The organism is Kitasatospora sp. NPDC058184 (genome assembly GCF_042883725.1).
Lineage (GTDB): Bacteria > Actinomycetota > Actinomycetes > Streptomycetales > Streptomycetaceae > Kitasatospora.
The window spans coordinates 267,292-291,677 of sequence record NZ_JBHVVE010000013.1 but is presented as its reverse complement, the minus strand read 5'-3'; the positions used below and the strand labels follow the sequence as shown (position 1 = coordinate 291,677).

Sequence of the window (24,386 nt, the reverse complement as noted above, 5' to 3'; positions counted from 1 at the left end):
GGCGAAGCTGAGAACTTAAGCGCCAGTAAACGGCGGTGGTAACTATAACCATCCTAAGGTAGCGAAATTCCTTGTCGGGTAAGTTCCGACCTGCACGAATGGCGTAACGACTTCTCGACTGTCTCAACCATAGGCCCGGTGAAATTGCATTACGAGTAAAGATGCTCGTTTCGCGCAGCAGGACGGAAAGACCCCGGGACCTTTACTATAGCTTGATATTGGTGTTCGGTTCGGCTTGTGTAGGATAGGTGGGAGACTTTGAAGCAGCAACGCCAGTTGTTGTGGAGTCGTCGTTGAAATACCACTCTGGTCGTGCTGGATGTCTAACCTGGGTCCGTGATCCGGATCAGGGACAGTGTCTGGTGGGTAGTTTAACTGGGGCGGTTGCCTCCTAAAGGGTAACGGAGGCGCCCAAAGGTTCCCTCAGCCTGGTTGGCAATCAGGTGTTGAGTGTAAGTGCACAAGGGAGCTTGACTGTGAGACTGACGGGTCGAGCAGGTACGAAAGTAGGGACTAGTGATCCGGCGGTGGCTTGTGGAAGCGCCGTCGCTCAACGGATAAAAGGTACCCCGGGGATAACAGGCTGATCTTCCCCAAGAGTCCATATCGACGGGATGGTTTGGCACCTCGATGTCGGCTCGTCGCATCCTGGGGCTGGAGTAGGTCCCAAGGGTTGGGCTGTTCGCCCATTAAAGCGGTACGCGAGCTGGGTTTAGAACGTCGTGAGACAGTTCGGTCCCTATCCGCTGTGCGCGTAGGAGTGTTGAGAAGGGCTGTCCCTAGTACGAGAGGACCGGGACGGACGAACCTCTGGTGTGCCAGTTGTCCTGCCAAGGGCATGGCTGGTTGGCTACGTTCGGGAGGGATAACCGCTGAAAGCATCTAAGCGGGAAGCCTGCTTCGAGATGAGCACTCCCACCTCCTTGAGAGGGTAAGGCTCCCAGTAGACGACTGGGTTGATAGGCCGGATATGGAAGCCCTGTGAGGGGTGGAGTTGACCGGTACTAATAGGCCGAGGGCTTGTCCTCAGTTGCTCGCGTCCACTGTGTTGTTCTGAAACAACGACCCGCCCGAATCTTGTCGGGTGTGCGGTTGACAGTTTCATAGTGTTTCGGTGGTCATAGCGTGAGGGAAACGCCCGGTTACATTCCGAACCCGGAAGCTAAGCCTTACAGCGCCGATGGTACTGCAGGGGGGACCCTGTGGGAGAGTAGGACGCCGCCGAACAATTCTTCAGAAGAACCCCCATCCGGGTCCCGGATGGGGGTTCTTCGCATTTCCGGGCCGATGTCGGACGCCACCGCACCCCGACCCCTCCGGATCCCTCCCGAACGACCCCCGCCGAGTGGCTGGTCCACCGTCAATATGCCGCTAAAACCGCCTGATCAGCGCACTGATCAGCGGAAAATCGCGTCGCACGCCGTAGTCTCGAAGGCAGGGGGAACAGGTGTCCGGGGGTGTTCTCCGGGCCGGGTCGGATCAAGAATGGTGCTCATGGGACGAGGCAGGCTGCGCATCTACCTCGGGGCGGCCCCCGGGGTCGGCAAGACGTACGCCATGCTCGCCGAGGCGCACCGGCGGCAGGAGCGGGGCACGGACGTGGTGGTCGCGTTCGTGGAGGACCACGGCCGCCGGCGGACCGCGGACATGGTCGCGGGGCTGGAGGTCGTGCTGCGGCAGCAGGTGGTGCACCGCGGTGCCCGGTTCTCCGAGATGGACCTGGACGCCGTCCTGGCGCGCCGCCCGCAGGTGGCCCTGGTGGACGAGCTGGCCCACACCAACGTCCCCGGCTGCCGCAACGAGAAGCGCTGGCAGGACGTCGAGGAGCTGTTGGCGGCCGGGATCGACGTGATCTCCACCGTCAACGTGCAGCACCTGGAGTCGCTGGGCGACGCCGTCGAGGGCATCACCGGGGTGCGCCAGCGCGAGGCCGTCCCGGACGAGGTGGTCCGGCGGGCGGACCAGATCGAGCTGGTGGACATGTCCCCGCAGGCGCTGCGGCGCCGGCTGGCGCACGGCAACGTGTACGCGCCGGAGAAGATCGACGCCGCCCTCGCCAACTACTTCCGCCCGGGCAACCTGACCGCGCTGCGCGAGCTGGCGCTGCTGTGGACCGCGGACCGGGTGGACGAGTACCTCCAGAAGTACCGGGCCGAGCAGGGCATCGAGGGCACCTGGCAGGCCAGGGAGCGGATCGTGGTGGGCCTGACCGGCGGGCCCGAGGGGGCGACGCTGATCCGCCGGGCGGCACGGATCGCCGCCAGGGTCTCCGGCGGCGAGCTGCTCGCCGTGCACATCTCCCGCTCGGACGGGCTGGTGGGCTCCGGCTCGCCGCAGACGCTGATCGAGCAGCGCGCGCTGGTGGAGAGCCTCGGCGGCTCCTTCCACGCCGTCCTCGGCGACGACCCGGCCGGCGGGCTGCTGGACTTCGCCCGGGGCGTGAACGCCACCCAGATCGTGCTGGGCACCAGCCGGCGGCCCGGCTGGCAGTACCTGTACGGGCCGGGCGTCGGCACCGTCGTGACCCGGGAGGCCGGGGACATCGACGTCCACATGGTCACCCACGAGCACGCCGGGCACGGGCGGCGCGGCAAGATACCGGTCCGCCGGATCACCGACCTGGGCCGTACCCGGACGGTCGGCGGCTGGCTGATCGGACTGGTCGGGCCGCCGCTGCTGGCGATCGTGCTGACCGCGATCGGCGGGCTGGGGCTCTCCACCGACATGCTGCTGTTCCTGTCGCTGACGGTGTGCGCGGCGCTGGTGGGCGGGCTGCTGCCGGCGATCGGCTCGGCGCTGGTCGCCTCCTCGGTCCTGAACTACTACTTCACCCCGCCGCTGCACACCTTCACCATCAACGAGCCGCAGAACATCATGGCGGTGGCGATATTCACCATCGTCGGCATATCGGTGGCGTCGGTGGTGGACCTCGCGGCCCGGCGCACCCAGCAGGCCGCCCGCAGCCAGACCGAGGCGCAGACGCTCAGTGCGCTGGCCGGCACAGTGCTGCGCGGCGCGCCCAACGGCGACGGGGTGCTGACCGCGCTGATGGAGCAGGTCCGGGAGACCTTCGGGCAGGAGAGCGCCGCGCTGCTGGAACGGCCGGACCCGCTCTCCGCCTGGGCGCCGGTGGCGACCGCCGGCCCGCGCCCGCCGGAGCGGCCGGAGGAGGCCGACGTGGACGTCCCGGTCGGCGACAGCCTGGCGCTGGTGCTGCGCGGCCGGGTGCTGCCCGGGGCGGACCGGCGCCTGCTCGGCGCGTTCGCCGCCCAGGCCGCCGTGGTGCTGGAGCGCCGCCGGCTGGCCCGGGAGGCCGCCGAGGCCCGCCGGGAGGCCGAGGGCAACCGGATCCGGACGGCTCTGCTGGCCGCCGTCTCGCACGACCTGCGCACCCCGTTGGCGGGCATCAAGGCCTCGGTGAGCTCGCTGCGCTCGGCCGACGTCGACTGGGCCCCGGAGGACGAGGCCGAGCTGCTGGCCGGCATCGAGGCCGGGGCCGACCGGCTGGACCACCTGATCAACAACCTGCTCGACATGAGCCGCCTGCAGACCGGGACCGTCACCCCGCTGATCCAGGAGACCGACCTGGACGAGGTGGTGCCGTTCGCGCTCGGCGGGGTGCCGCTGGAGTCCGTCCGGCTGGAGGTCCCGGAGACGCTGCCGATGGTCCGGGCCGACGGCGGGCTGCTGGAGCGCTCGCTGGCCAACCTGGTGGAGAACGCCGTCAAGTACAGCCCGGACGGGGTCAGGGTGCTGGTCAAGGCCGACGAGCTGCGGCAGCCGGGGCGGCCGGCCCGGGTCGAGCTGCGGATCGTGGACCGCGGCCCGGGGGTGCCCGAGGACGCCAAGGAGCGGATCTTCGCTCCGTTCCAGCGCTACGGGGACGCGCCGCGCGGCGCCGGGGTGGGCCTCGGACTCGCGGTGGCGCGCGGCTTCGTCGAGGCGATGGACGGTACCGTCACCGCCGAGGACACCCCGGGCGGCGGACTCACCATGGTCGTCAGCCTGCCCGTGGTCGAACGGCCGCCCGAACCGGGGGAGCGGGGCGGCGAGGGTGGCGGCCCGCTCCCGGACCTGATCACCTGAGAACCGGCGGCGCACCGGCCGGGCCGTCGCTCCTCCGGGGGCCGGCGCGCCTCCCGGGCCGTACGCCGCACAGCACGTCGCACGTCGCACCGAACGTCGTAGAGCAGTCCCCAGTCCGTAAGTCAGACAGCCCTGAAAGGCGGAGCCCGTAAATGACCCGGGTCCTCGTCGTGGACGACGAACCGCAGATCGTCCGCGCGCTGGTGATCAACCTCAAGGCCCGCAAGTACGAGGTGGACGCGGCCCATGACGGCGCGAGCGCCCTGGAGCTGGCCGCGGCCCGCCATCCGGACGTGGTCGTCCTCGACCTGGGCCTGCCCGACATGGACGGGGTCGAGGTGATCCGCGGCCTGCGCGGCTGGACCCGGGTGCCGATCATCGTGCTGTCGGCCCGGCACGCCTCGGACGAGAAGGTCGAGGCGCTGGACGCGGGCGCCGACGACTACGTCACCAAGCCGTTCGGCATGGACGAGCTGCTCGCCCGGATGCGGGCCGCCGTGCGGCGGGCCGAGCCGGTGGCCGGGGAGGCAGACTCGCTGGTCGTCACCGAGTCCTTCACCGTCGACCTCGCGGCCAAGAAGGTCAACCGGGACGGCGCCGACGTACGCCTCACGCCGACCGAGTGGCACCTGCTGGAGGTACTGGTCCGCAACGCCGGGCGGCTGGTCAGCCAGACCCAGCTGCTCCAGGAGGTCTGGGGCCCGGCCTATCGCACCGAGACCAACTACCTGCGGGTCTACCTGGCCCAGCTCCGCCGCAAGCTGGAGCGCGACCCCTCGCACCCGCGCCACTTCATTACCGAACCGGGCATGGGGTACCGCTTCGAGAGCTGACCGCGACCGCCCCCGGCGGTCGCGCGGCCTGCCGCCGGGGGGCCGGAACCCGGTACCCTTCCGACATGAGTGGTGACAACAGCAGCGGCCCGCCGCAGGGGCGGTTCCGCCGCATGCTCAGCCGGCTGACCTCCTCGGCCGAGGAACTGGACGCCGAGGAGCTGCGTCAGGAGATCGCCGCGGAGTCCGGCTGCACGCCGATCGCCGGCTGCGGGGACCGCGAGCTGGTCACCGTCGCGGGCACGCTGCGCACGGTGACGCTCCGCCCGAGGGCGGGGGTGCCCGCCCTGGAGGCCGAACTCTTCGACGGTACCGAGGCGCTGGACGTGGTCTGGCTCGGCCGCCGCTCGATCGCCGGGATAGAGCCCGGCCGCCGGCTGGTCGCCAGCGGCCGGATCAGTCACGCACGCGGGCGCCGCGTGCTGTTCAACCCCCGCTATGAGCTGCGTCCGGTCGGACACGGGAGCGAATGAGCGTGAGCAACCAGCCCGGCGGCGAGGCCGCCGCCCAGCTCGACCTGGCGGTCGACCCCGCGGACGCGGAGGCCGCCCGCAGGGCCGCCTCCAAGGAGGCGGCCGACACCGTGCTCCAGGCCTTCGGCGGCGTTCGCGGCATGATCGATATGACGCTGCCCGGCCTGGTCTTCATCGTCACCTACAACCTGACCCACCAGGTCAGCACCTCGGCCTGGGCCGCGCTGGGCCTGAGCGCCCTGTTCGTGGTGGCCCGGCTGGCGAAGCGGCAGACCATCCAGCACGCCTTCAGCGGGGTGTTCGGGGTCGCGCTCGGCGCCTGGATCTCGATGAAGAGCGGCAAGGCCGAGGACTTCTACCTGCCCGGCCTGCTCTGGAACGTCGGCTACTGCGTCGCCCTGGCGACCTCCGCCCTGGCGCGCTGGCCGATGATCGGGGTGATGCTCGGCCCGATCACCGGCGAGATGTTCACCTGGCGCAAGGAGAACCCGGGCCGGCTGGCCGCCTACACCAAGGCGACCTGGGCCTGGGTGCTGATCATGGGCGCCAAGCCGGTGATCCTCTTCCCGCTGTACTTCACCCACAACGTCAACCTGCTGGGCTGGCTGAAGGTCGCCCTCGGCATCCCGCCGCTGCTGCTGGCGATGTATGTGACCTGGCAGATCCTGCTGAAGGCGCCGCCGCCGATCAAGGCGCAGCTGGACGAGGAGGAGGAGCCGGCGAAGTAGCCGCCTCCCGCCCGTCCCGAACGACGGAGAAGGGCCCGTACCCCGAGGGGTGCGGGCCCTTCTCCGTGTCGCGCGCTCCGGGGCTACTGGGCGCCCGAGATGGCCGAGAGGAGCTCTTCCAGCTCCTCCTCGCGCTCCTGCGCGGCGACGAAGAGCAGTTCGTCGCCGCCCTCCAGGGTGTCGTCCTTGCCCGGCACCAGCACCCTGCCCTCGCGGATGATGGTCACCAGCGCGGTGTCCTGCGGCCAGGCCACGTCGCCGACCCGGGTGCCGACCAGCTCGGTGTCGGAGGCCAGGGTCAGCTCGACCAGGTTGGCGTTGCCCTGGCTGAAGCGCATCAGGCGGACCAGGTCGCCGACGCTGACCGCCTCCTCGACCAGCGCGGACATCAGCCGCGGGGTGGAGACGGCGACGTCCACGCCCCAGGACTCGTTGAAGAGCCACTCGTTCTTGGGGTTGTTCACCCGGGCGACCACCCGCGGCACCGCGTACTCGGTCTTGGCGAGCAGCGAGACGACCAGGTTGACCTTGTCGTCACCGGTCGCGGCGATCACCACGTGGCAGCGCTGGAGCGCGGCCTCGTCCAGCGAGGTGATCTCGCAGGCGTCGGCCAGCAGCCACTCCGCCATCGGGACCCGCTCCACCGAGATGGAGTTCGGGTTCTTGTCTATCAGCAGGACCTCGTGGCCGTTCTCCAGCAGCTCGCCCGCGATCGAGCGGCCCACGGCTCCGGCCCCGGCAATGGCGACCCGCATCAGTGACCCTCCTCCTTCGGCCCCTGCGCGAACGCGGCCTCGACGGCCGTCAGGTCGGCCCGGCGCAGCATCACGTGCACCAGGTCGCCCTCCTGCACCACCATCTGCGGCGAGGGGAGCACCCCCTCGCCGAGCCGGGTGACGAACGCCACCCGGGTGCCGGAGGCCTCCTCCAGCTCGCCGATCCGGTGGCCGATCCAGCGCGGGTCGTACGCGACCTCGGCGAGCTGGACGCCACCGCTCGGGTCCTGCCACAGCGGCTCGGCGCCGCTCGGCAGCAGCCGGCGCAGCATCTGGTCGGCGGTCCAGCGGACCGTCGCCACGGTGGGGATGCCCAGGCGCTGGTACACCTCGGCGCGGCGGGGGTCGTAGATCCGGGCGGCGACGTTCTCGACGCCGAAGTTCTCCCGGGCCACCCGCGCGGCGATGATGTTGGAGTTGTCACCGCTGGAGACCGCGGCGAAGGCGCCGGCCTCCTCGATGCCCGCCTCGCGCAGGGTGTCCTGGTCGAAGCCGACGCCGGTCACCCGGCGCCCGTTGAAGCCGGCGCCCAGCCGACGGAACGCGGTCGGGTCCTGGTCGACCACGGCCACCGAGTGGCCCTGTTTCTCCAGGGCTCTGGCGAGGGCGGAGCCCACGCGGCCGCAGCCCATGATGACGATGTGCACCGGCGCTTACCTCACCCGTCCCGAAGGGGTCTTGACCTGCGCAAACACCGTTCAGCTCCGTTTCCCGCCCGGTCGTCCGGGACGAGGTTCCTCGTGGGGGCGCCGACCCGGCAACGCTCGACAACCAGAGTGTTGCCCGCCGACTCGTATCCGACACGCTAGCCGGTCCACCGAACGCAGTCGCGACGAAGGGGGGGACAAACGGCGGAGCCTTGACCGGGGAGCCCCTACGATTCCTTAACGTGCCTATGCCGACTGACCTTCCGAAACGCATCCTGATCGGGCGCGCCCTACGCAGCGACAAGCTCGGCGAGACGCTTCTGCCCAAGCGGCTCGCGCTGCCCGTGTTCGCCTCGGACGCGCTCTCCTCGGTCGCGTACGCCCCCGAGGAGATCCTGCTCACCCTCTCCATCGCGGGCGCCTCGGCGATCCACTTCTCCTGGCAGATCGGCGTCGTCGTGGCGATCGTGATGCTCGCCGTGGTCGCCTCGTACCGGCAGAACGTCCACGCCTACCCCAGCGGCGGCGGCGACTACGAGGTCGCGACCGTCAACCACGGGCCGGCCGCCGGTCTGGTGGTCGCCAGCGCGCTGATGGTCGACTACGTGCTCACCGTGGCCGTGTCGACCACCTCGGGCGTCGCCAACGTCGTGTCCGCGGTGCCCTCGCTGCGCGGTCACGAGGCGGTCCTGTCGGTGGTCGTGGTCGTCCTGCTGATGGGCATGAACCTGCGCGGTGTGCGCGAGTCCGGAAGCGCCTTCGCCGTTCCCACCTACGCCTTCATGGTCGGCGTGATCGGGATGGTCGGCTACGGCGTCTTCCGGCACTTCGCGCTCGGCCAGGACATGCCCGCGGAGAGCTCCGGGTTCCACCTCGCCGCCACCCCCGGCAACGACTCGCTGACCGGCTTCGCGATGGTGTTCCTGCTGCTGAAGTCCTTCTCCTCCGGCTGTGCCGCGCTGACCGGTGTGGAGGCGATCTCCAACGGCGTGCCGGCCTTCCGCAAGCCGAAGAGCAAGAACGCCGCCACCACGCTGCTGATGATGGCGAGCATCGCCGTCGTGATGTTCATGGGCATCATCTGGCTGGCCCGGCTGACCGGTGTCCAGATGGCCGAGAACCCGGCCGAGCAGCTCGTCGGCTCCTCGCCCGGCTACCACCAGAAGACCGCGCTGGCGCAGATCAGCGAGGCCGTGTTCAACAACTTCACGCCCGGCTTCTACTTCGTCGCCGGCGTCACCGGCCTGATCCTGGTACTCGCCGCCAACACCGCCTTCAACGGCTTCCCGGTGCTCGGCTCGATCCTCGCCCAGGACCGCTACCTGCCGCGCCAGCTGCACACCCGCGGCGACCGGCTGGCCTTCTCCAACGGCATCATCCTGCTGGCGATCGCCGCGATCCTGCTGATCCTCGCCTTCGACGCCGACCCGACCCGGCTGATCCAGCTCTACATCGTCGGCGTCTTCGTCGCCTTCAACATGAGCCAGTCCGGCATGATCCGGCACTGGACCCGGCTGCTGCGCACCGAGACCGACCCGGCCAAGCGCCGCCACATGCAGCGCAGCCGGGCGATCAACGCCTTCGGCCTGGTGATGACCATGGCCGTGCTGATCGTCGTACTGGTCACCAAGATCGGCCACGCCTGGATCGCGATCGCCGCGATGGCCGTGCTGTTCGTGATGATGAAGGGCATCCGGCGCCACTACGACCGGGTCTCCGACGAGCTCATCGCCGCCGAGGAGCCGGACGACGTGGTGCTGCCCACCCGGGTGCACGCCATCGTGCTGGTCTCCAAGCTGCACAAGCCGGCGCTGCGCGCCCTGGCGTACGCCCGGCTGGCCCGGGCCCACACGCTGGAGGCGGTCACGGTCAACGTCGACCCGGCGGACACGGCGGCGCTGCGGCGGGAGTGGGACGAGCGCGGCATCGAGGTGCCGCTCAAGGTGCTGGACTCGCCGTACCGCGAGATCACCGGGCCGGTCCTGGACTACGTGAAGAACCTGCGGCGCAGCAGCCCGCGGGACGTGGTCTCGGTCTACATCCCGGAGTACGTGGTCGGCCACTGGTACGAGCACCTGCTGCACAACCAGAGCGCGCTGCGGCTCAAGGGGCGGCTGCTGTTCAAGCCGGGTGTGATGGTCACCTCGGTACCGTGGCAGCTGGAGTCCTCCGAGCGGCGCAAGCCGCAGAAGGCCTGGTCGGCGCCGGGCGCCGTCCGGCGTGGCGAGCCTCGGGCGCCGAAGGCCGTAAAGTCGAAGGATTCCGTCTCCACCGGTACGAACGCCGGTGACAGCCCCGACCGCAGCAAGGACTCCTCCCAGTGACCCGCAACACTCCGCCCCGTTCCTCGGGCTCCTCCGGCGCCTCCGGCAAGGGCGCCCGCCGGGGCGGCTCCAAGCCCGGTCAGGTCTCCCGGCCGCGTTGGGGCCGGCCGTCCCGTCCGGAGGCCACCGACCGCGACGGCCTCACCGCGAGCACCGCGCCGTTCGTCCCGGGCGAGCGGGAGGACCGGGGGCCCGCCGAGCCGGTGGCCGGGAAGGGCTCCGCGGCGAAGGGTGCCGCAGGCAAGGGCGCTGCGGCCAAGGGCTCCGCGGCGAAGGGTGCCGCGGGCAAGGGCTCCGCCAAGGGATCCGGCAAGGACGCGCCCAAGGGTGCGGGCAAGGACGCCGGCCAGGGCGCCGGTCAGGGTGCGCCGAAGGGCGCCGCCGGGGCCGAGCGGAAGGCGCCGCGCAAGCAGGCGGTGCGGCCGCCCAAGGCGCTGCGCACCGCCGCCGCGCGGCCCTCGCGGCCCGAGGCGCCGTCCGGGGAGCCGCTGGTCGGGCAGCGCTACGAGGTCGAGGTCGGCCCGGTCGCGCACGGCGGCGGGCACTGCGTGGCCCGGCACGAGGGCCGGGTGCTGTTCGTGCGGCACGCGCTGCCCGGTGAGAGGGTCGTCGCGCTGGTGACCGACGGGACCACCACCTCGCGGTTCCTGCGGGCCGACGCGGTGGAGGTGCTGGAGCCCTCCAAGGACCGGATCGAGGCGCCGTGCCCGTTCGCCGGTCCGGGCAAGTGCGGCGGCTGCGACTGGCAGCACGTCACCCCCGGCGGGCAGCGCAAGCTCAAGGCGGCGGTGCTGACCGAGCAGCTGGCCAAGCTGGCCGGGCTCACCCCGGCCGAGGCCGGCTGGGACGGCAGCGTCGAGCCGGTCGGCGGCAAGCTGCCGGCCGGGCAGGTGCCGGCCTGGCGCACCCGGGTGCAGTACACGGTGGACGCCGGGACCGGGAAGGTCGGCCTGCGCAAGTACCGCTCGCACGAGGTGCAGCCGGTGGACCGCTGCCTGATCGCCGCCGAGGGCGTCACCGAGCTGGGCGTCGAGACCAGGGACTGGCCGGGCGTGGCGAGCGTCGAGGTGATCGCCGCGACCGGCTCCTCCGACCGCCAGGTGGTGCTCACCCCGCGCGACGGTGCCCAGCTGCCGCTGGTCGAGCTGGACAAGCCGGTGTCGATCGCCCGGGTGGACGAGCAGGGCGACGTGCACAAGGTGCACGGGCGCGGCTTCGTCCGCGAGCGGGCCGCCGGGCGGACCTGGCGGATCAGCGACGGCGGCTTCTGGCAGATCCACCCGGAGGCGCCGGACACCCTGGTCGACGCGGTGCTGGACGGGCTGGACCCGCAGTGGGGCGAGAGCGCGCTCGACCTGTACTGCGGAGTCGGCCTGTTCGCGGGCGCGCTGGCCGACCGGGTCGGCGAGGACGGCGCGGTGCTCGGCATCGAGTCCGCCAAGCAGGCCGTGGTCGACGCCCGGCACAACCTGGCCGCGCTGGACAACGTTCAGATCGAGTGCGACCGGGTCGAGACGCTGCTGCCGCGCACCGGCATCACCGCCACCGACCTGATCGTGCTGGACCCGCCGCGCTCGGGCGCCGGCCGCGAGACCGTCGCCCACCTGGTCGGCCTGGAGGCGCGCCGGATCGCGTACGTGGCCTGCGACCCGGCGGCGCTCGCCCGGGACCTGAAGTTCTTCCGCGAGGGCGGCTACCGGCCGGTGTCGCTGCGGGCCTTCGACCTGTTCCCGATGACGCACCACTTCGAGTGCGTGGCGATCCTGGAGCCGGCCGGGGAGTGATCCCGGGCGCCGGGAAGGCACGGCAGGAGGCGGTCACCCGTTCGGGGTGGCCGCCTCCGCCGCGTCCGGGGGCCGGCTACTCGTTGTGCTCCTCCTCGTCGACGCTGTGCGGGAGGTCGATGCCGTGCTGGGCGGCGAGCCGCAGGAGCGAGGCGACCCGGCCCTCGTACGCCTGGACGCCGTCGGCGTCCCCTTCGGCCCGGGCCGCCGCGAGGTCCCGGCGGGCCTGGGCGAGCTGCTCGCGCAGCTCCTGATCGAACATGGCTGTCATCGGTCGGCCTCCGCACCGGTCGGTGCCCGCTCGGGGGGAACGCAGGGGGGTTTTCAGCGTCCCGGACGGTGGGGCGGTCTTCAAGTCCCGCTCCGCCTGGTGGCGGCACGGCGGTGGTGGGCGGGGGCCCGGACCGGGGCGGAGGGCAGGTGCGGGCGGGGTCCGGAGCGGGGTGGAGGACAGGTGTGGACGCGACCGGAGCAGGGCGGAAGGTCAGGCGTCGGCAATGCGCGGGTAAAAGATGGTGCGCGGAGAGCCGTCGGGTCCCGGGAGGGGGCTTGACGAGGCAAATCGCCGGGGCGAAGGTGAGCAGCTGACATGTGATGTGTGCTGTTGCACCGCCCTTGGCGGCAGCCGCCCCGCGCCGTCGGCCGGGGCCGGCCGATGCGTGAGGGGGAGCGTCATGGAGTTGGAGCTGCGGCACCTGCGCGTGGTGTGCGCCATCGCCGACACCGGGAGCGTCGGCCGGGCCGCCGCCCTGCTCGGCGCCTCGCAGCCGGCGACCAGCACCCAGCTGCGCCGGATCGAACGCCACCTGGGCGCCCCGCTGTTCGAACGCACCGCCGCCGGTGTCGCGCCGACCGGCTTCGGGGTGGAGGTGCTGGCCGCCGCCCGGGAACTGCTCACCCGTGCCGACTGCCTGGGCCGCCGTGCGGAGGCTTCGGCCGGGCCCGCCCCGCGCGAGCTGCGGCTGGCGGCCACCAACGCCCCGATCCTGCCCGGGCTGGTCACCAGGGCCCGGCACCAGCGGCCCGGGCAGCGCTTCACCGTGACGTCGGTCTACCGCTCCTCGGACATCGTCGAGCTGCTGGAGCGGGGCGAGGCGGACGTCGCGGTGGCCGTGGACTACCCGGGCCGGGAGCTGTGCCACTCGCCGTCCGTCGCGCACCGCGGCATCGTCACCGAGCCGGTCTTCGTCGCGCTGCCGGCCGGCCACCGGCTGCGGCACCGCACCGAGGTGGCCCTGGCGGACCTCGCGGAGGAGGAGTGGTTCCTGACCCCCGACGACGGGGCCGGCTGGCACGGCGTCTTCCACGGGGCCTGCGCCGCGGCGGGGTTCGCCCCGGCGACCGTCCACGAGTTCCTCGGCGGCCGGCTGGAGCTCCAGGAGATGATCGCCGCCGGGCTCGGCATCTCCGTCGTCCAGGCCACCACCCGGCCGCTCGCGGACGTGGTGGTCAAGCCGCTGGCGGGGACGCCGATCTGGGTCCGGCAGCTGCTGGTCTGGCGGCCGGCCGGGGTGGGCGGGGAGGTGGTGGAGACGCTGTTCGGGGCGGCCGCCGCGGCGTACCGGGACCTGATCGCGGCCGCGCCGAGCTTCCAGGCGTGGGCCGCGCGGACCTACCGGTCGTAGCGGCAGTGGGCGGGGGTCCGTGTTATGGCCGGGCCCGAAGATGTCATATGACCTGTGACATTGTTCTGACCTTCCGTCGCTGGCAGGATCATGACGCGTTCCCCCAACGTCTCGGCAGTCCTCCCAGCGCCTCCCCCACAGGAGAAGGACCCCACCAGTGCGCCCACGGATACCCCTCCCCACCCTGCTGGCCGGCCTCGTGGCCGGCTGCTGCGCCGCCGCCACGCTGCTGCCGGCCACGGCGTCAGCCGCCTCCGCCGCCTCGGCCGCCTCCGGTGCTTCCGCCGCTCCCGCCCGGCCCGCGGCCGGTGCTCCGACGGCCGACCCGGGCTCCGTCCAGCCGAAGCCGCTCGGCGCCTTCCTCACCGTCGACCCGGCCGCCCAGGCCCGTGCCGCCGAGGACCTCGCCCCCGTCGCCAAGCCGCTGCCCCCGGCGCTGCTCGGCCAGGTCGTGATGGGCCAGCCGGCCGACACCGTCGTGCAGACCGCGCCGCGCCCGGCCGAGCCGAAGGCGCCCCCGGCCAAGCCGGCCCTCGCCGCCCGCGGCGCCGCCGGAGCGGCCGCCGCGCAGAGCTGCACCCCGGCCGACTTCGGCAGCCGCAGCGGCGCCGACCTGGTCTCCTTCATCGAGGGCTCGACCACGGACTGCGTCAACACGCTGTTCAACGTCACCGGCACCGACGCGGGCAGCATCTTCAAGGAATCGAAGATGCTCACCGTCGCCGACGCCTTCCGGACCATGGCGGCCGGCTACACCGGCGACAACTCGACCGCCATCCTGCAGCTCGTGCTCTTCCAGCGGGCCGGCTGGTTCGTGCAGTCGAACAACGCGGACGCGGTGGGCCCGTACGGCGCGGCCCTGACCAGCGGCTCCAAGGCCGCCCTCGACGCGTTCTTCGCCGCCCCGCACCGCACCGACGTCAGCGACGCCAACGGCGCCGTGCTCAACGAGGTGCTGGTGCTCACCGACAGCGCCAACCTCCAGGGCAGCTACCTGGGCGTCTACAAGCAGGTGCTGACGGCGTACGACAACTCGTACAACGCCTTCCCGAAGATGCTCAAGGCGGTCAACGCGGTGCTCTCCGCGCCGCTGTGGCGGGGCAACTGGAACCCCGACTTCGTCAGCGCGGTCGGCGCGGACCCGAGCATCGGCGCCACCCTCGGCGACTTCGCGCTGAACCACAAGGACCTCCTCGGCACGGCCAACGCCTACCTGGACGTCAACGCGGGCAACGACCTCGGCCGGATGGCCGGCGACGGCCCGGTGGTCGAGGCCGCGGTCAAGGGCAAGGTCAAGGCGGTCCTCGACGGCGCGCAGATCACCGGCGCCACCGGCCCGCTGTACGTCCACACCGCCTACCAGGCCAACAGCTTCGACCCCGGCCAGTGCTCGTACTACGGCATCTGCGACCTGCCGGCGAAGCTGACCGCCGCGGTGCTGCCGAACCAGCTGGTGTGCGACAACCGCACCATCCAGACCGAGGTCCTGTCGCCCGCCGACCTGGCCGCGGTCTGCGCCAGCCTGCGCGGCGAGGACACCTTCTTCCACAAGCTGGTGAAGGACAACGGTCCGATCCCCGGTCAGTACGACAAGGAGCTCACCCTCGCGGTCTTCGCCAACCAGGCGGACTACCTGACCTACTCCTGGGCGATCTTCAACAACTCCACCGACAACGGTGGACAGACCGTCATGGACCCGACCGACCCGAACAACCGGGCCGTGTGCGTGATGTACCAGAAGTCGTGGAACGACGGCTTCACCGCCAACGTGTGGAACCTCAACCACGAGTACACCCACTACCTGGACAACATCTACGACCTCAAGGGCAACTTCTCCACCGAGATCTCCGTCCCGGACATCTGGTGGATCGAGGGCGTCGCCGAGTACGAGTCCTACGCCTACCGCGGCACCACCGACACCCAGGCGATGGCCGAGGCCGCCAAGCACACCTACAAGCTGAGCACCCTCTTCCAGAACACGTACGGCAACTCGGACACCGTGCGCACCTACCCGTGGGGCTACCTGGCCGTCCGGTACATGTTCGAGAAGCACCCGGCGGACATCGACGCCATGCTCGCCCACTTCCGCACCGGCGACTACCAGGGCGGCTACGCGGTCTACAACGGCATCGGCACCCGCTACGACGCCGACTTCGACGCCTGGCTCGACACCTGCGCCGGCGGTGCCTGCCTCGCGGCCGGCCCGACCGCGCTGTTCGGCCAGTCGGTCTCCGGCGCGACCGTCACGCTGACCGACAAGTCCGTCCAGACCGGCGCCGGCCGGCTCACCGCCTGGCACTGGACCTTCGGCGACGGCAGCTCCTCCGACCAGCAGAACCCGACCCACACCTACGCGGCCGCCGGCACCTACACCGTCGCGCTGACCGTCACCGACGACACCGGCAGGACCGCCAGCACCCCGGCCTCCGTCGCCGTGACCACGGGCGGCGGCGGTGGCCCGACCACCCCGCCTGCCTGCACCGACCCGCGCACCGACGCGCTCGGCAAGAACTGCTCGCGCGCCAACCTGTCGGCCACCGCCGGCAACCTGGACTACCTGTACGTCTACCTGCCGGCCGGCACCAGCACCCTGAAGATCACCACCTCCGGGGGCACCGGCACCGCGTACCTGTACTACAGCGACAGCACCTGGGCCTCGCCGAGCGCCTACACCGCCGCCTCCACCAACGCGGGCACCACCCAGAGCATCACGGTGACCAACCCGACGGCGGGCTACCGCTACGTGAGCCTCTACGCGAAGAGCGACTTCAGCGGGGTGACCGTCAGCACCCAGTTCTGATCCGCCCCCTTCCGGTGCGGGCCGGGTCCGTGGCAGCCAGCCGCGGGCCCGGCCCGTCCGGCGTTCCTGCGCCTCGGCGGCGGCCCGTCCGGCGTTCCGGTGGCTGCCGTCCGGCGCCGCGGTGACGGCCGGGTTGCGCGGGGGCGTGCGGCAGGTGTGCGGGCGGTGTGCGCACGCCCTTGTTGAGCTAGCACTTGAGCGCTAGCTTGAACGGCATGGGTAAGAAGCAGCTGAACGTGCGGGTCGACGCCACGACCGCCGAGATGGCCCGGGAACGGGCGGAGCAGCAGGGGATCTCCATGAACCAGTACATCGAGCGCCTGGTCCAACAGGACATGGGCGAGTCAGGGCGGGCCTTCGTGGACGCGGCCGCGCAGTTCATGAAGGAGTACGAGTCGGCCTTCCTCGCCGAGTTCGGGGAGCCCGGCGACCTCCAGGACGTGCGCCGTTGAAGCTGGAGGTCGACCTCTCGTGGCTGCTCATGACCGCCGAGCAGTACACGCCCGGTGATCCGCAGGTCACCGACTACGGCTCGCTGCTCGCGGCGGTCACCCGCCACCAGGCCGAGATATTCGACATCTCGGTCTACCCCGAACCACAGGACCGCGCCGCCGCGCTGATGCACCAGCTGATCCGGGTGCCCGCACTGGAGAAGACCAACGAACTCTTCGCGACCGCCGTCGCCTACGCCTACCTCGTCGCCAGCGGCTGCACCGTCGCCACCACCGCCCGCGAGGTGCGCAGCCTCTCCCGGGCCATCCGCGAGGGGCGGCTCGGGGTGTCGGGCGTCGCCGAGCGGCTCGCGGCCTGGGTGGTGGACGAGGCGGAGGGGGAGGAGGTCAGCGGGGCGGACGACGAGGACGAGGACGACGACTGACCGGCGCCGTCCCCGGTCCTTTTCCTGTCGGGGCCTTCCGGGCCGGGGCCGGTGGGCGGCCCGTTACGCGGGGGGCTCCTGCCGGGCGGAGGGTTCCTGCCGCGTGGCAGGCGCCTGCCGGGCGGGGGCTCCTACTGGGCGGCGGGCTCCTGCTGGGCGGCGGGCTCCGCGATCAGGGCCGTCGCGAAGGTGCGGAAGCCGGCCCGGCGGTAGATCCGGGCGACGTCCTCGTCGGCGGCGGACAGGAACACCGTCCGCACCCCGTTCGCCCGGGCGTGCTCGACCAGAGCCGCGGTGACCGCCAGGCCCAGCCCGCGACGGCGCGCGGACGGGAGCGTGCCCACCCCGGCCACCTCGGTGACCGGGCCCACCGGGTTGTGCTGGCCCGCGCACAGGACCGTGCCGTCCTCGACGGCCGCGGCCAGCACGGTGGTGCCGGTGGCGATCCGCCGGGCGATCCGCTCCGCCGTGCCGTCGGCCGCCAACGTCGCCGCGCGCTCGGCGAGTTCGGCCGCGCCGGCCGGGCCGACGGCGGTGCCCGGCTCGGCGAAGGCCAGGTGCGGGACGGCGACGGCGGCCGCCAGCTCCGGGGCGTCCGGCGCCAGCACCCGGACCTCCACCCGCTCCGGCAGCTCGGGCGCCGGGGCCGCTTCGTCCTGCGGGCCCAGCACCAGCAGCGGGTGCTCGTGCACCGTCAGGCCCGCCGCCTCGACCGCCGCGCGCAGCTCCGGGTTCTGCTCGGCCACCCACTCGAAGGCCTCCGGCGCGCCCGCCTCCCGCTGGCGCTCCAGCACCCGGCGGACGTCCTCGGCGGTGGCGGCGGGGCCGGTGTGGCCGAGGGTCGGGCGGGCGTAGTAGGGCCAGCCGGCCCCGTCACGGAGGAACAGGGTCAGCGGCCCGAAGTCCTCGGTGCGGGCGGCGCTGCGGGGCACGGCGTCGTAGTAGCGCTCGATCTCGTCGAGCAGGGGGCGGTCGTGGGCATGATCATCAGGGGTCACGGCGTGCATCCAAGCAGGGGCGGGGGAGGGGCGCCACCGGTTTGTCGGGGCGGACCGTGGCTCCTCCGGGCTCGGCGCCGCCCGCGCGTCGCCGTTCCGGGGGCCGATTGTTGCCGAACGCTTACCCGCCCGCAGCGATCTTGTGCGGCCGCGGCGTGCATGCTGAAGCCTTTACAGCTCTGCCGAGGGGGACGGCGGACGTCTGCACGAGGCGAGGCAAGGGGGAAGACAGGCCGATGAGGCTCTGCTTTCTGGTGGAGGAACACTACCGGCACGACGGCATGCCGCTCGACGTGGCACGCCAACTCACCGCGTGGGGGCACCGGGTGGACGTGCTGCGCCCCGGGGACTCGCTGCTGGCGATCTCCGAGGAGGTCCGGGCCGGCAGCCACGACGCCTGGGTGCTCAAGACCGTGTCCGGCGGTCCCGGGCTGACCCTGCTGGAGTCGGCCGCCGCCGTCGGCCTCACCACGGTGAACGACGTGCGCTCGATCCGGGGGGTCCGGGACAAGGCGCTCGCCGCGGTCATCGGCCGCACCCGCGGCCTGCCCGTCCCGGTGACGTACGCGGCCGCGCGCTGGGAGCGGCTGGCGGAGATCCCGGCGGCCGAGTACCCGCTGGTGGTCAAGCCCGCCGACGGCAGCTCCGGGCGCGCCGTGCGGCTGGTGCGCAGCCCCGAGCAGCTGCTGGAGGTGGGTCCGGAGCTGGCGGGGGAGGGGCTGCTGCTCGCGCAGCCGTACGTGCCCAACTCCGGGACCGACCTCAAGGTGTACTGCGTCGACGGCGAGCTCTTCGCGACGGAACGTTCCTCCCCGCTGCACCCCGGGCAGGGCGTGCGCGAGCGGCAGGTGCCGCTGCCGGGGAGCGTCGCGCGGATCGTGGCGCAGGTCGGCGAGGTGTTCGGGCTGGACCTGTACGGGGTGGACGTGCTGCTGGGGCCGGACGGACCGGTGGTGGTGGACGTCAACGACTTCCCGAGCTTCCGGCAGGTGCCGGACGCGGTGGCCCGGGTCGCCCGGGCGGTGCTGCGGCTCGCGCGCAGCGGCACGGCCGTGTCGCTGCCCGCCGGGCCCGCCGAACTGGTGCCAGCGGGCGGCGACCCGTACGGCCAACGGGGCTTCGGTGAGGGGGAGTTGCTGTGAAGGTCGGGCTGATCACCGGCGACCCGGGGCACCCGGTGCTGGCGGCCGCCGCCGAACTGCTGGTGCGCCGGGGGCACGAGGTCGCGGCCGTCCCGCCCGCGGGGCCCGTGACCGGGCTCGCGGACGTCTACCTGCTCAAGGCCCGTACGCCGCAGGCACTGGCGCTGGCAGGGGAGTTGGAGCGGCGGGGCGCGCCGGTGGTCAACTCGGCGGCGGCCACCGGGCTGTGCCAGGACCGGGTGCGGATGGCCGAGCTCGCCCGCGCCGCCGGGCTGCCCTTCGCGGCCACCGACGCGGTCGGCCTGCTGGGTGAACTCGCTGACCCCGCCTACCCGTTCGTGGTCAAGAGCCGGCACAGCAGGCGGCACGACCTGGTCGCCCGGGTGGACGGGCCGGACCGGCTGCGCGAACTCGCCGAGCGCTGGCCCGAGGAGCCGGTCGTCACCCAGCCGTTCGTCCCGGGGACCGGCTGGGACCAGAAGCTGTGGGTCGTCGACGGACAGGTGTTCGCGGCCCGGCGGCAGTCCGAACTCGCCACCGGCACGGGGAAGTCGGGGCGGGCCGAGGACTGGGAGCCGTCCGCCGGGCGGGCGGCGCTCGCGCTGCGCGTGGGCGAGGTGTTCGGGCTCGACGTGTACGGGGTCGACCTGCTCGACGGGCCCGCCGAGCCGGTCATCGTGGACGTCAACGCCTTCCCGGGGGTCCGGGGCCGGGCCGGCGCGCCGGAGGCGCTCGTGGCGCTGGCGCTGCGGGTCGGGGCGGAGCGGGGGCGGGGGCGCTCGCTCGCGGGGCTCGGGCTCGGGAGGGACGCGGGGTAGAGCCGACCCGGGCCGATGGCCTGGGGCGTCCGGCCCGCCGGGGTCGTTAGGCTGGCTGGCGCCCCGACCGGCCGGGGCGTACGGCGAGAGAAGACGGAACCTTGCTCCAGGACATCGAGCGCTACCTGGCCTGCCCGCACTGCGCGCAGGCCCTCACCCGGCACGACCGCAGCCTGCGCTGCCCGGCCGGGCACAGCTTCGACCTCGCCAAGCAGGGCTACGTCAGCCTCCTCGCCGGCGACGCCCACACCGGCACCGGGGACACCGCCGAGATGGTCGCGGCCCGCGCGGACTTCCTCGCCGCCGGGCACTACCGGCCGATCGCCGAGGCGCTGGCGGAGGCCGCCGCGGCCGTCGCCGGTGCGTCCGACGGCCTGGTCGCCGACCTCGGCGCCGGCACCGGCCACTACCTGGCGCACGTCCTGGACGCCCTGCCCGGGACGGTCGGCGCGGCCCTGGACATCTCCAAGTTCGCGCTGCGCCGGGCCGCCAAGGCGCACCCCCGGATCGGTGCCGTGGTGTGCGACGCCTGGCGCCCGCTGCCGCTGCGGGACGCCTCGGCCGAGCTGATGCTCAACGTCTTCGCACCGCGCAACGGGCCGGAGATCCGCCGGGTGCTGCGCCCCGGCGGCACCCTGCTGCTGGTCTCGCCGACCGCCCGCCACCTGCGTGAACTCGTCGGCGCGCTGGGGCTGTTGTCGGTGGACGAGGAGAAGCAGCGGAGGATCGACGAGAAGCTCGGGCCGTACCTGGAGCCCGCCGGGCGGCGCGAGGTCGAGTTCACCCTGCGGCTCGGCCCGCAGGGCGTGCGCACCGTCGTCGGCATGGGGCCGAGCGCCTGGCACACCGACCCGGAACGGCTCGCCGCCGCGCTCGCGGAACTGCCGGAGCCGGTCGAGGTGACGGCCTCGGTGACGGTGGCCGCGTACCGGCGCTGAGCCCCACGTTGGGATGAATCTGCCGCGCAGGCACGTTTCTGCCGGTCGGCCTGCGGCTAACGTCCGACAGGTGAACCGCGACGCCACCGTGCCCGCAGGGCCGTCCCACCTCCGACCGGGCGCCCCGGGGCCCGACCGGCCGCCCGTGCCGCGACCCACCGTCGAGGAGCTCCGACTCACCTCGTTCAAGTCCTACCGGCGCGCGGTGCTGCCGCTCGCGCCCCTCACCGTGCTGCACGGGCCCGCCGGCGTCGGCAAGTCCAACGCCCTCGACGCGTTGGCCGTGCTGTCCCGGCTCGCCCTCGGCGAGGAGATCGCCGACTCGCTGGACGGACTGCCCGAGCGCACCGGCCCGCTCGCCGCACCCGTCCGCGGCGGCCTCGACGGGTGCGTCCCGCACGGGCGGCACGCGATCAACCTCGGCTGCACCGTCCGCTCGCCGCACGGCCTGATCCGGCTCGACGTGGTGGTCCGCACCGACGGCCCGGTCCGGATCGCCCGGGAGTCGCTCACCCTAGACGGCCGGACCCTGATGGACACCGGCGAGCAGGACGTCCGCAACCGGCGGGTCAACGTCTGCTGGCACAACGACACCCGCCAGGGCGACATCCGGGCACCGTTCCCCAGCGGCACGATGATCACCGCACAGCTGCCGCTGCGGGTCGCGGGCTCCTCGGCCGGGGAGTGCCTCGTCCTCGCCGCCACCGAGGACCTGCTCACCGCGCTGCGCGAGGTCTTCCCGCTGCACCCCGTCCCCGCGCTGATGCGCGGCTGGGCCCGGGCCGACCCGCAGGCCCGGCTGCGCAGCAACGCCGCCAACATCTCCGCCGTCGTCGCCCGGCTGAGCAACGAGTGCCCGCGCCGGTACGGGCAGCTGCTGCGCGCCGTGCAGGCCGCCGCGCCGCACCCGCTGCTCGGGCTCACCCTGGCCGAGCGCGAGAGCGCGGGCGTCAAGCGGGTCCTCGCCGTCTTCGACGAGGGCGTCCTCGGACGCACCGGGGCCGACCAGGCCTCCGACGGCATGCTGCGCCACCTCGCCTTCGCCGCGGTGCTGCTGACCGGGGCCGGGGTGCTCGACCTCGACGTGGCCGCCGAGGTGCCCTGGGCGCACCGGCAGCTCACCGTGCTGGCCGAGGACCTGGGGGCGGGGCTCTCCGCCGAGCAGACCGGCACGCTGCTGCGGCTGGCGCGGGAGATGGCGGAGCGCAGCCAGCTGCGGGTGGTCGCGGCCCTGCAGGAGCCGGCGGCGGCGCGGGAGGTGCTGGGTGGCGGGCCCGGGGGCGGGGTGGTGCTGGTCGAGTGCCGGCGGGACCCGGACTCGGGGTACACGGTGCTGCGGCCGGAGACGGCGCGGGTGCCGGTCCAGGGCGGGCGCGGGGAGGCGGCCGGGGGCGCGGCTGGTGCGGTGGACGGGGAGACGGCCGGGGAGGCGGCCGGGGAGGCGGTCGGCCTGGGGGCGGAAGCGGGCGGGGGCGGGTCGGAGGAGCCGGCGGGGTCGGCGGGGGTGGCCGGATTCGCGGTGGGCGGTGGGGCGGCGGGCCGGGATGCGGTAGACCTGGAGGGGTGAGCGAACGAGTGACGGGGCCGGCAGAGCCCACGGTGGATGTCCTGCGGCAGCGGTTGGTGGACTTCGCGTCGGCCCGGCGGTGGGAGCCCTTCCACACCCCGAAGAACCTGGCGGCGGCGCTGAGCGTGGAGGCGGGGGAGCTGCTGGAGATCTTCCAGTGGCTGACGCCCGAGCAGGCGGCCGTGGTGATGTCCGACCCGGAGCGCGCGCACCGGGTGCACGACGAGGTCGCGGACGTGCTGGCGTACCTGCTGCAGTTCTGCACGGCGGTCGGGGTGGATCCGCTGGAGGCCCTGGCGGCCAAGATCGAGCGGAACGAGCTCCGCTTCCCGGTGCCGACGGACGCGGGCGCCGCCGGCCAGGACGCGTCCGACGCCGACCAGGGGGTGGGTGAGGCCGCCGGGAGCGTGGCCCGCGCGCCCGAGAGGGCGACGTCCGTCAACCCGGACGTGGACGACCAACCCGTGTGAGGGACGAAAGTTATCCACAACCCCGGACTTGTCCACAGCTTCTGACAACGTGGATGCGCGCTCGCGCACTTCCTCGCACGCTTTCGCCGTGACCAGCCGTCACCACGCGGACCGCCCCTCCCGGCGGCCCGGGTCGACGGCGACAGCGAGCGGGAGGAGCGGTGGCCATGGAGGCGCTGCGACTGATCAAGACGGCCCGGTACGCCCTGGCCGAGGCCAGGCACGTACCGGACGTGCTGGCCGAGGCGCGGCAGGCCGCGCTGCTCACCGAGGCGGTGGGCGCCAGGCTGGCGGAGTCGGAGGACGAGGATCTCACCGGGCTGGGGCAGCAGCTGTCCGAGGCCGGGGCGCACGCGGCGGTCTGCCTGGACCGCTCCGTCGTCCGGGCCGCCCTGGTGAGCGGCGGCCGGGCCGCGCGGCTCACCGACCTGGGGGACTTGGCACCGGCCCTGGGGGCGCTGGACGGGCTGCTCCAGGAGGTCGGCGAGACGCTGGTGGTGCTGGCCTGCGGGGCGGACACCGAGAGCCTCTACTGGACGTGCATCGACGGCGTGGACGCGGTCTCGGAGTGCAAGGACCTGACGGTACGGCTGCGTGCGGCGGCGCTCCGGGCCGGGGCGGCGGAGCCCGCCGCGCTCGGCGGTGCGGAGCGGGAACGCGAGCGGGCGGGTGGCGGGGCGCCGTTACTGGTGGTCCGGCTCGGCCCTCCGGGCGAGACCGGTCCGCCGGGCGGTGACGGTGGCGGTGCGGCGAGCGGCAGCCCGCCCTCCGGCGGCGGCCCGCCCGGTGCGGGCGGGCCGGCCGAGGAGGACCGGGTGGTCGGCTACCGGGCGCCCGGTGCGTCCGAGGCCTCGGACGCACCGGAGGTGTCCGTGCCGGTCGGATAGGCGGTGGAGTCGGCGCCCCCGGGGACGGAGCCCTGGAGTTCGGCGAGGTCCGCGCTGACGGAGGCGAGCAGTTCCTGCATCTGCTCCAGCAGGCTCTTGGGGGTGGCGGGTCCGGCCGAGGTGCCGTCGGCCGAGCCCGTCGGGCTGCTCGGGAACTGCGGCGTGGCAGATGGTTCGGACATTGCGGGACCTCTTCGGATCGGTGGTGCGGTGTAGGGCGGCCGACGGTGGCTCGGACCGCACGGCGGGAGGCGGAAGTGCCCGCTACCGGGGCACCCACCCCCGCCGTAGCACCCAACGAACCGGTCCGGATGCCGTCACCCGGACACCACCCGATGCGGTCCAACTCCGCTGTGCGGTAAGCCTCCCGGGTGAGCCGGGGTTGCCGTCGCGGCGCCGCCTCGGCTAGGCGCGGCGCGGCCCGGGGAGCCTGAGCGGCGCGGACGGTGCGGGTGGACCGGGCGGCGCGGAGCGGGGGCGTGAGCGGCGGTGCGGAGCGCGGCGCGGTCGAGCGCGCCCGGAAAGGAGCCGGGGATGATTCGGAGACGAGTAGGAGACGAACCGGAGACTGGCCGGGGGAGAACCCACCCCTTGCCACTCTCAACGTATAGCG

At 72.9% G+C, this 24,386-nt stretch carries 20 protein-coding genes, 2 rRNA genes and 1 pseudogene; 18 read left to right on the top strand and 5 right to left on the bottom strand.

The genetic code is table 11. The annotated features are described in order from the left end of the window. The 6 genes from ACFVXH_RS24880 to ACFVXH_RS24855 form a co-directional block, all read left to right on the top strand. A 23S ribosomal RNA gene (locus ACFVXH_RS24880) occupies positions 1–1,028 on the top strand; the annotation flags it as partial. Between the two features lie 82 nt (positions 1,029–1,110). Then, a 5S ribosomal RNA gene (gene rrf, locus ACFVXH_RS24875) occupies positions 1,111–1,227 on the top strand. A 267-nt stretch (positions 1,228–1,494) separates the two neighbouring features. Beyond that, positions 1,495–4,086 (top strand): ATP-binding protein, encoded by a 2,592-nt coding sequence (locus ACFVXH_RS24870; protein ID WP_375877222.1) that lies wholly within the window; start codon positions 1,495–1,497, stop codon positions 4,084–4,086. A gap of 152 nt (positions 4,087–4,238) precedes the next feature. After that, positions 4,239–4,919, top strand: coding sequence for a response regulator (locus ACFVXH_RS24865; RefSeq protein ID WP_049657530.1), 681 nt, complete (start codon positions 4,239–4,241; stop codon positions 4,917–4,919). 65 nt (positions 4,920–4,984) lie between these two features. After that, positions 4,985–5,392, top strand: coding sequence for an OB-fold nucleic acid binding domain-containing protein (locus ACFVXH_RS24860; protein ID WP_049657528.1), 408 nt, complete (start codon positions 4,985–4,987; stop codon positions 5,390–5,392). A gap of 2 nt (positions 5,393–5,394) precedes the next feature. Beyond that, positions 5,395–6,120, top strand: coding sequence for a DUF3159 domain-containing protein (locus ACFVXH_RS24855; protein WP_234348601.1), 726 nt, complete (start codon positions 5,395–5,397; stop codon positions 6,118–6,120). Positions 6,121–6,203: 83 nt separating this feature from the next. Here the strand turns inward: ACFVXH_RS24855 and ACFVXH_RS24850 are convergent, their stop codons facing one another. Both ACFVXH_RS24850 and ACFVXH_RS24845 read right to left on the bottom strand, forming a co-directional pair. Further along, positions 6,204–6,875 carry a TrkA family potassium uptake protein gene (locus ACFVXH_RS24850; protein WP_049657526.1) on the bottom strand — a complete coding sequence of 224 codons (672 nt, stop codon included), beginning with the start codon at positions 6,873–6,875 and terminating at the stop codon, positions 6,204–6,206. Next, a complete protein-coding gene (locus tag ACFVXH_RS24845) occupies positions 6,875–7,543 on the bottom strand; it encodes a TrkA family potassium uptake protein (protein WP_049657525.1) in 669 nt (222 codons plus the stop codon). Before ACFVXH_RS24845 ends, ACFVXH_RS24850 begins: the two co-directional genes overlap by 1 nt. A gap of 248 nt (positions 7,544–7,791) precedes the next feature. Here ACFVXH_RS24845 and ACFVXH_RS24840 point away from each other — a divergent pair, with 248 nt between their 5' ends. Next, complete coding sequence (locus tag ACFVXH_RS24840; protein WP_049657522.1) at positions 7,792–9,867, top strand: APC family permease; 2,076 nt, start codon at positions 7,792–7,794, stop codon at positions 9,865–9,867. A 434-nt stretch (positions 9,868–10,301) separates the two neighbouring features. After that, positions 10,302–11,651: a class I SAM-dependent RNA methyltransferase gene (locus ACFVXH_RS24835; RefSeq protein ID WP_387827252.1), complete on the top strand. Its 1,350-nt coding sequence runs from the start codon at positions 10,302–10,304 to the stop codon at positions 11,649–11,651. A 76-nt stretch (positions 11,652–11,727) separates the two neighbouring features. Here the strand turns inward: ACFVXH_RS24835 and ACFVXH_RS24830 are convergent, their stop codons facing one another. Continuing rightward, positions 11,728–11,922: a hypothetical protein gene (locus tag ACFVXH_RS24830; RefSeq protein WP_143204452.1), complete on the bottom strand. Its 195-nt coding sequence runs from the start codon at positions 11,920–11,922 to the stop codon at positions 11,728–11,730. Between the two features lie 403 nt (positions 11,923–12,325). Between ACFVXH_RS24830 and ACFVXH_RS24825 the strand changes: the two genes are divergently transcribed. From ACFVXH_RS24825 to ACFVXH_RS24810, 4 genes are all read left to right on the top strand, one after another. Continuing rightward, the gene (locus ACFVXH_RS24825; protein ID WP_074000661.1) at positions 12,326–13,276 is read left to right on the top strand and encodes a LysR family transcriptional regulator; all 951 of its coding nucleotides are present in this window, start codon (positions 12,326–12,328) and stop codon (positions 13,274–13,276) included. A 157-nt stretch (positions 13,277–13,433) separates the two neighbouring features. Continuing rightward, the gene (locus ACFVXH_RS24820; protein ID WP_387827227.1) at positions 13,434–16,076 is read left to right on the top strand and encodes a collagenase; all 2,643 of its coding nucleotides are present in this window, start codon (positions 13,434–13,436) and stop codon (positions 16,074–16,076) included. A 215-nt stretch (positions 16,077–16,291) separates the two neighbouring features. Next, the gene (locus tag ACFVXH_RS24815; protein WP_049659744.1) at positions 16,292–16,528 is read left to right on the top strand and encodes a toxin-antitoxin system HicB family antitoxin; all 237 of its coding nucleotides are present in this window, start codon (positions 16,292–16,294) and stop codon (positions 16,526–16,528) included. After that, positions 16,525–16,953 carry a fic family toxin-antitoxin system, toxin component gene (locus ACFVXH_RS24810; RefSeq protein ID WP_074000663.1) on the top strand — a complete coding sequence of 143 codons (429 nt, stop codon included), beginning with the start codon at positions 16,525–16,527 and terminating at the stop codon, positions 16,951–16,953. The genes ACFVXH_RS24815 and ACFVXH_RS24810 overlap by 4 nt, the downstream gene beginning before the upstream one ends. A gap of 131 nt (positions 16,954–17,084) precedes the next feature. Here the strand turns inward: ACFVXH_RS24810 and ACFVXH_RS24805 are convergent, their stop codons facing one another. Further along, positions 17,085–17,960, bottom strand: coding sequence for a GNAT family N-acetyltransferase (locus ACFVXH_RS24805; protein WP_074000664.1), 876 nt, complete (start codon positions 17,958–17,960; stop codon positions 17,085–17,087). A 227-nt stretch (positions 17,961–18,187) separates the two neighbouring features. On the opposite strand from ACFVXH_RS24805, the gene ACFVXH_RS24800 reads away from it, so the two are divergent. From ACFVXH_RS24800 to ACFVXH_RS24775, 6 genes and pseudogenes are all read left to right on the top strand, one after another. After that, a complete protein-coding gene (locus ACFVXH_RS24800; protein ID WP_387827224.1) occupies positions 18,188–19,093 on the top strand; it encodes a RimK family alpha-L-glutamate ligase in 906 nt (301 codons plus the stop codon). Next, positions 19,090–19,911: a RimK family alpha-L-glutamate ligase gene (locus tag ACFVXH_RS24795; protein ID WP_375877224.1), complete on the top strand. Its 822-nt coding sequence runs from the start codon at positions 19,090–19,092 to the stop codon at positions 19,909–19,911. Before ACFVXH_RS24800 ends, ACFVXH_RS24795 begins: the two co-directional genes overlap by 4 nt. Before the next feature lie 101 nt (positions 19,912–20,012). Further along, positions 20,013–20,849, top strand: coding sequence for a putative RNA methyltransferase (locus tag ACFVXH_RS24790; protein ID WP_387827221.1), 837 nt, complete (start codon positions 20,013–20,015; stop codon positions 20,847–20,849). 145 nt (positions 20,850–20,994) lie between these two features. After that, a complete protein-coding gene (locus ACFVXH_RS24785) occupies positions 20,995–22,416 on the top strand; it encodes an AAA family ATPase (protein WP_387827218.1) in 1,422 nt (473 codons plus the stop codon). A gap of 32 nt (positions 22,417–22,448) precedes the next feature. After that, positions 22,449–22,754: pseudogene (locus ACFVXH_RS24780) on the top strand (nucleotide pyrophosphohydrolase); the annotation flags it as partial. Between the two features lie 299 nt (positions 22,755–23,053). Further along, a complete protein-coding gene (locus tag ACFVXH_RS24775; RefSeq protein ID WP_074000668.1) occupies positions 23,054–23,773 on the top strand; it encodes a DUF6099 family protein in 720 nt (239 codons plus the stop codon). Here the strand turns inward: ACFVXH_RS24775 and ACFVXH_RS24770 are convergent. Next, entirely contained in the window at positions 23,710–23,955 is a 246-nt protein-coding gene (locus ACFVXH_RS24770) for a hypothetical protein (protein WP_049648983.1), read from the bottom strand. The genes ACFVXH_RS24775 and ACFVXH_RS24770 overlap by 64 nt on opposite strands. Positions 23,956–24,386: the final 431 nt, after the last annotated feature.

Excerpts from the sequence above, each read along its gene's own strand:
- ACFVXH_RS24825 (WP_074000661.1), top strand. The coding sequence starts at position 12,326 with ATGGAGTTGGAGCTGCGGCACCTGCGCGTGGTGTGCGCCATCGCCGAC.
- ACFVXH_RS24860 (WP_049657528.1), top strand. The coding sequence starts at position 4,985 with ATGAGTGGTGACAACAGCAGCGGCCCGCCGCAGGGGCGGTTCCGCCGC.
- ACFVXH_RS24865 (WP_049657530.1), top strand. The coding sequence starts at position 4,239 with ATGACCCGGGTCCTCGTCGTGGACGACGAACCGCAGATCGTCCGCGCG.
- ACFVXH_RS24830 (WP_143204452.1), bottom strand. The coding sequence starts at position 11,922 with ATGACAGCCATGTTCGATCAGGAGCTGCGCGAGCAGCTCGCCCAGGCC.
- ACFVXH_RS24850 (WP_049657526.1), bottom strand. The coding sequence starts at position 6,875 with ATGCGGGTCGCCATTGCCGGGGCCGGAGCCGTGGGCCGCTCGATCGCG.
- ACFVXH_RS24775 (WP_074000668.1), top strand. The coding sequence starts at position 23,054 with ATGGAGGCGCTGCGACTGATCAAGACGGCCCGGTACGCCCTGGCCGAG.
- ACFVXH_RS24840 (WP_049657522.1), top strand. The coding sequence starts at position 7,792 with ATGCCGACTGACCTTCCGAAACGCATCCTGATCGGGCGCGCCCTACGC.
- ACFVXH_RS24805 (WP_074000664.1), bottom strand. The coding sequence starts at position 17,960 with ATGCACGCCGTGACCCCTGATGATCATGCCCACGACCGCCCCCTGCTC.
- ACFVXH_RS24770 (WP_049648983.1), bottom strand. The coding sequence starts at position 23,955 with ATGTCCGAACCATCTGCCACGCCGCAGTTCCCGAGCAGCCCGACGGGC.
- ACFVXH_RS24800 (WP_387827224.1), top strand. The coding sequence starts at position 18,188 with ATGAGGCTCTGCTTTCTGGTGGAGGAACACTACCGGCACGACGGCATG.
- ACFVXH_RS24870 (WP_375877222.1), top strand. The coding sequence starts at position 1,495 with ATGGGACGAGGCAGGCTGCGCATCTACCTCGGGGCGGCCCCCGGGGTC.
- ACFVXH_RS24815 (WP_049659744.1), top strand. The coding sequence starts at position 16,292 with ATGGGTAAGAAGCAGCTGAACGTGCGGGTCGACGCCACGACCGCCGAG.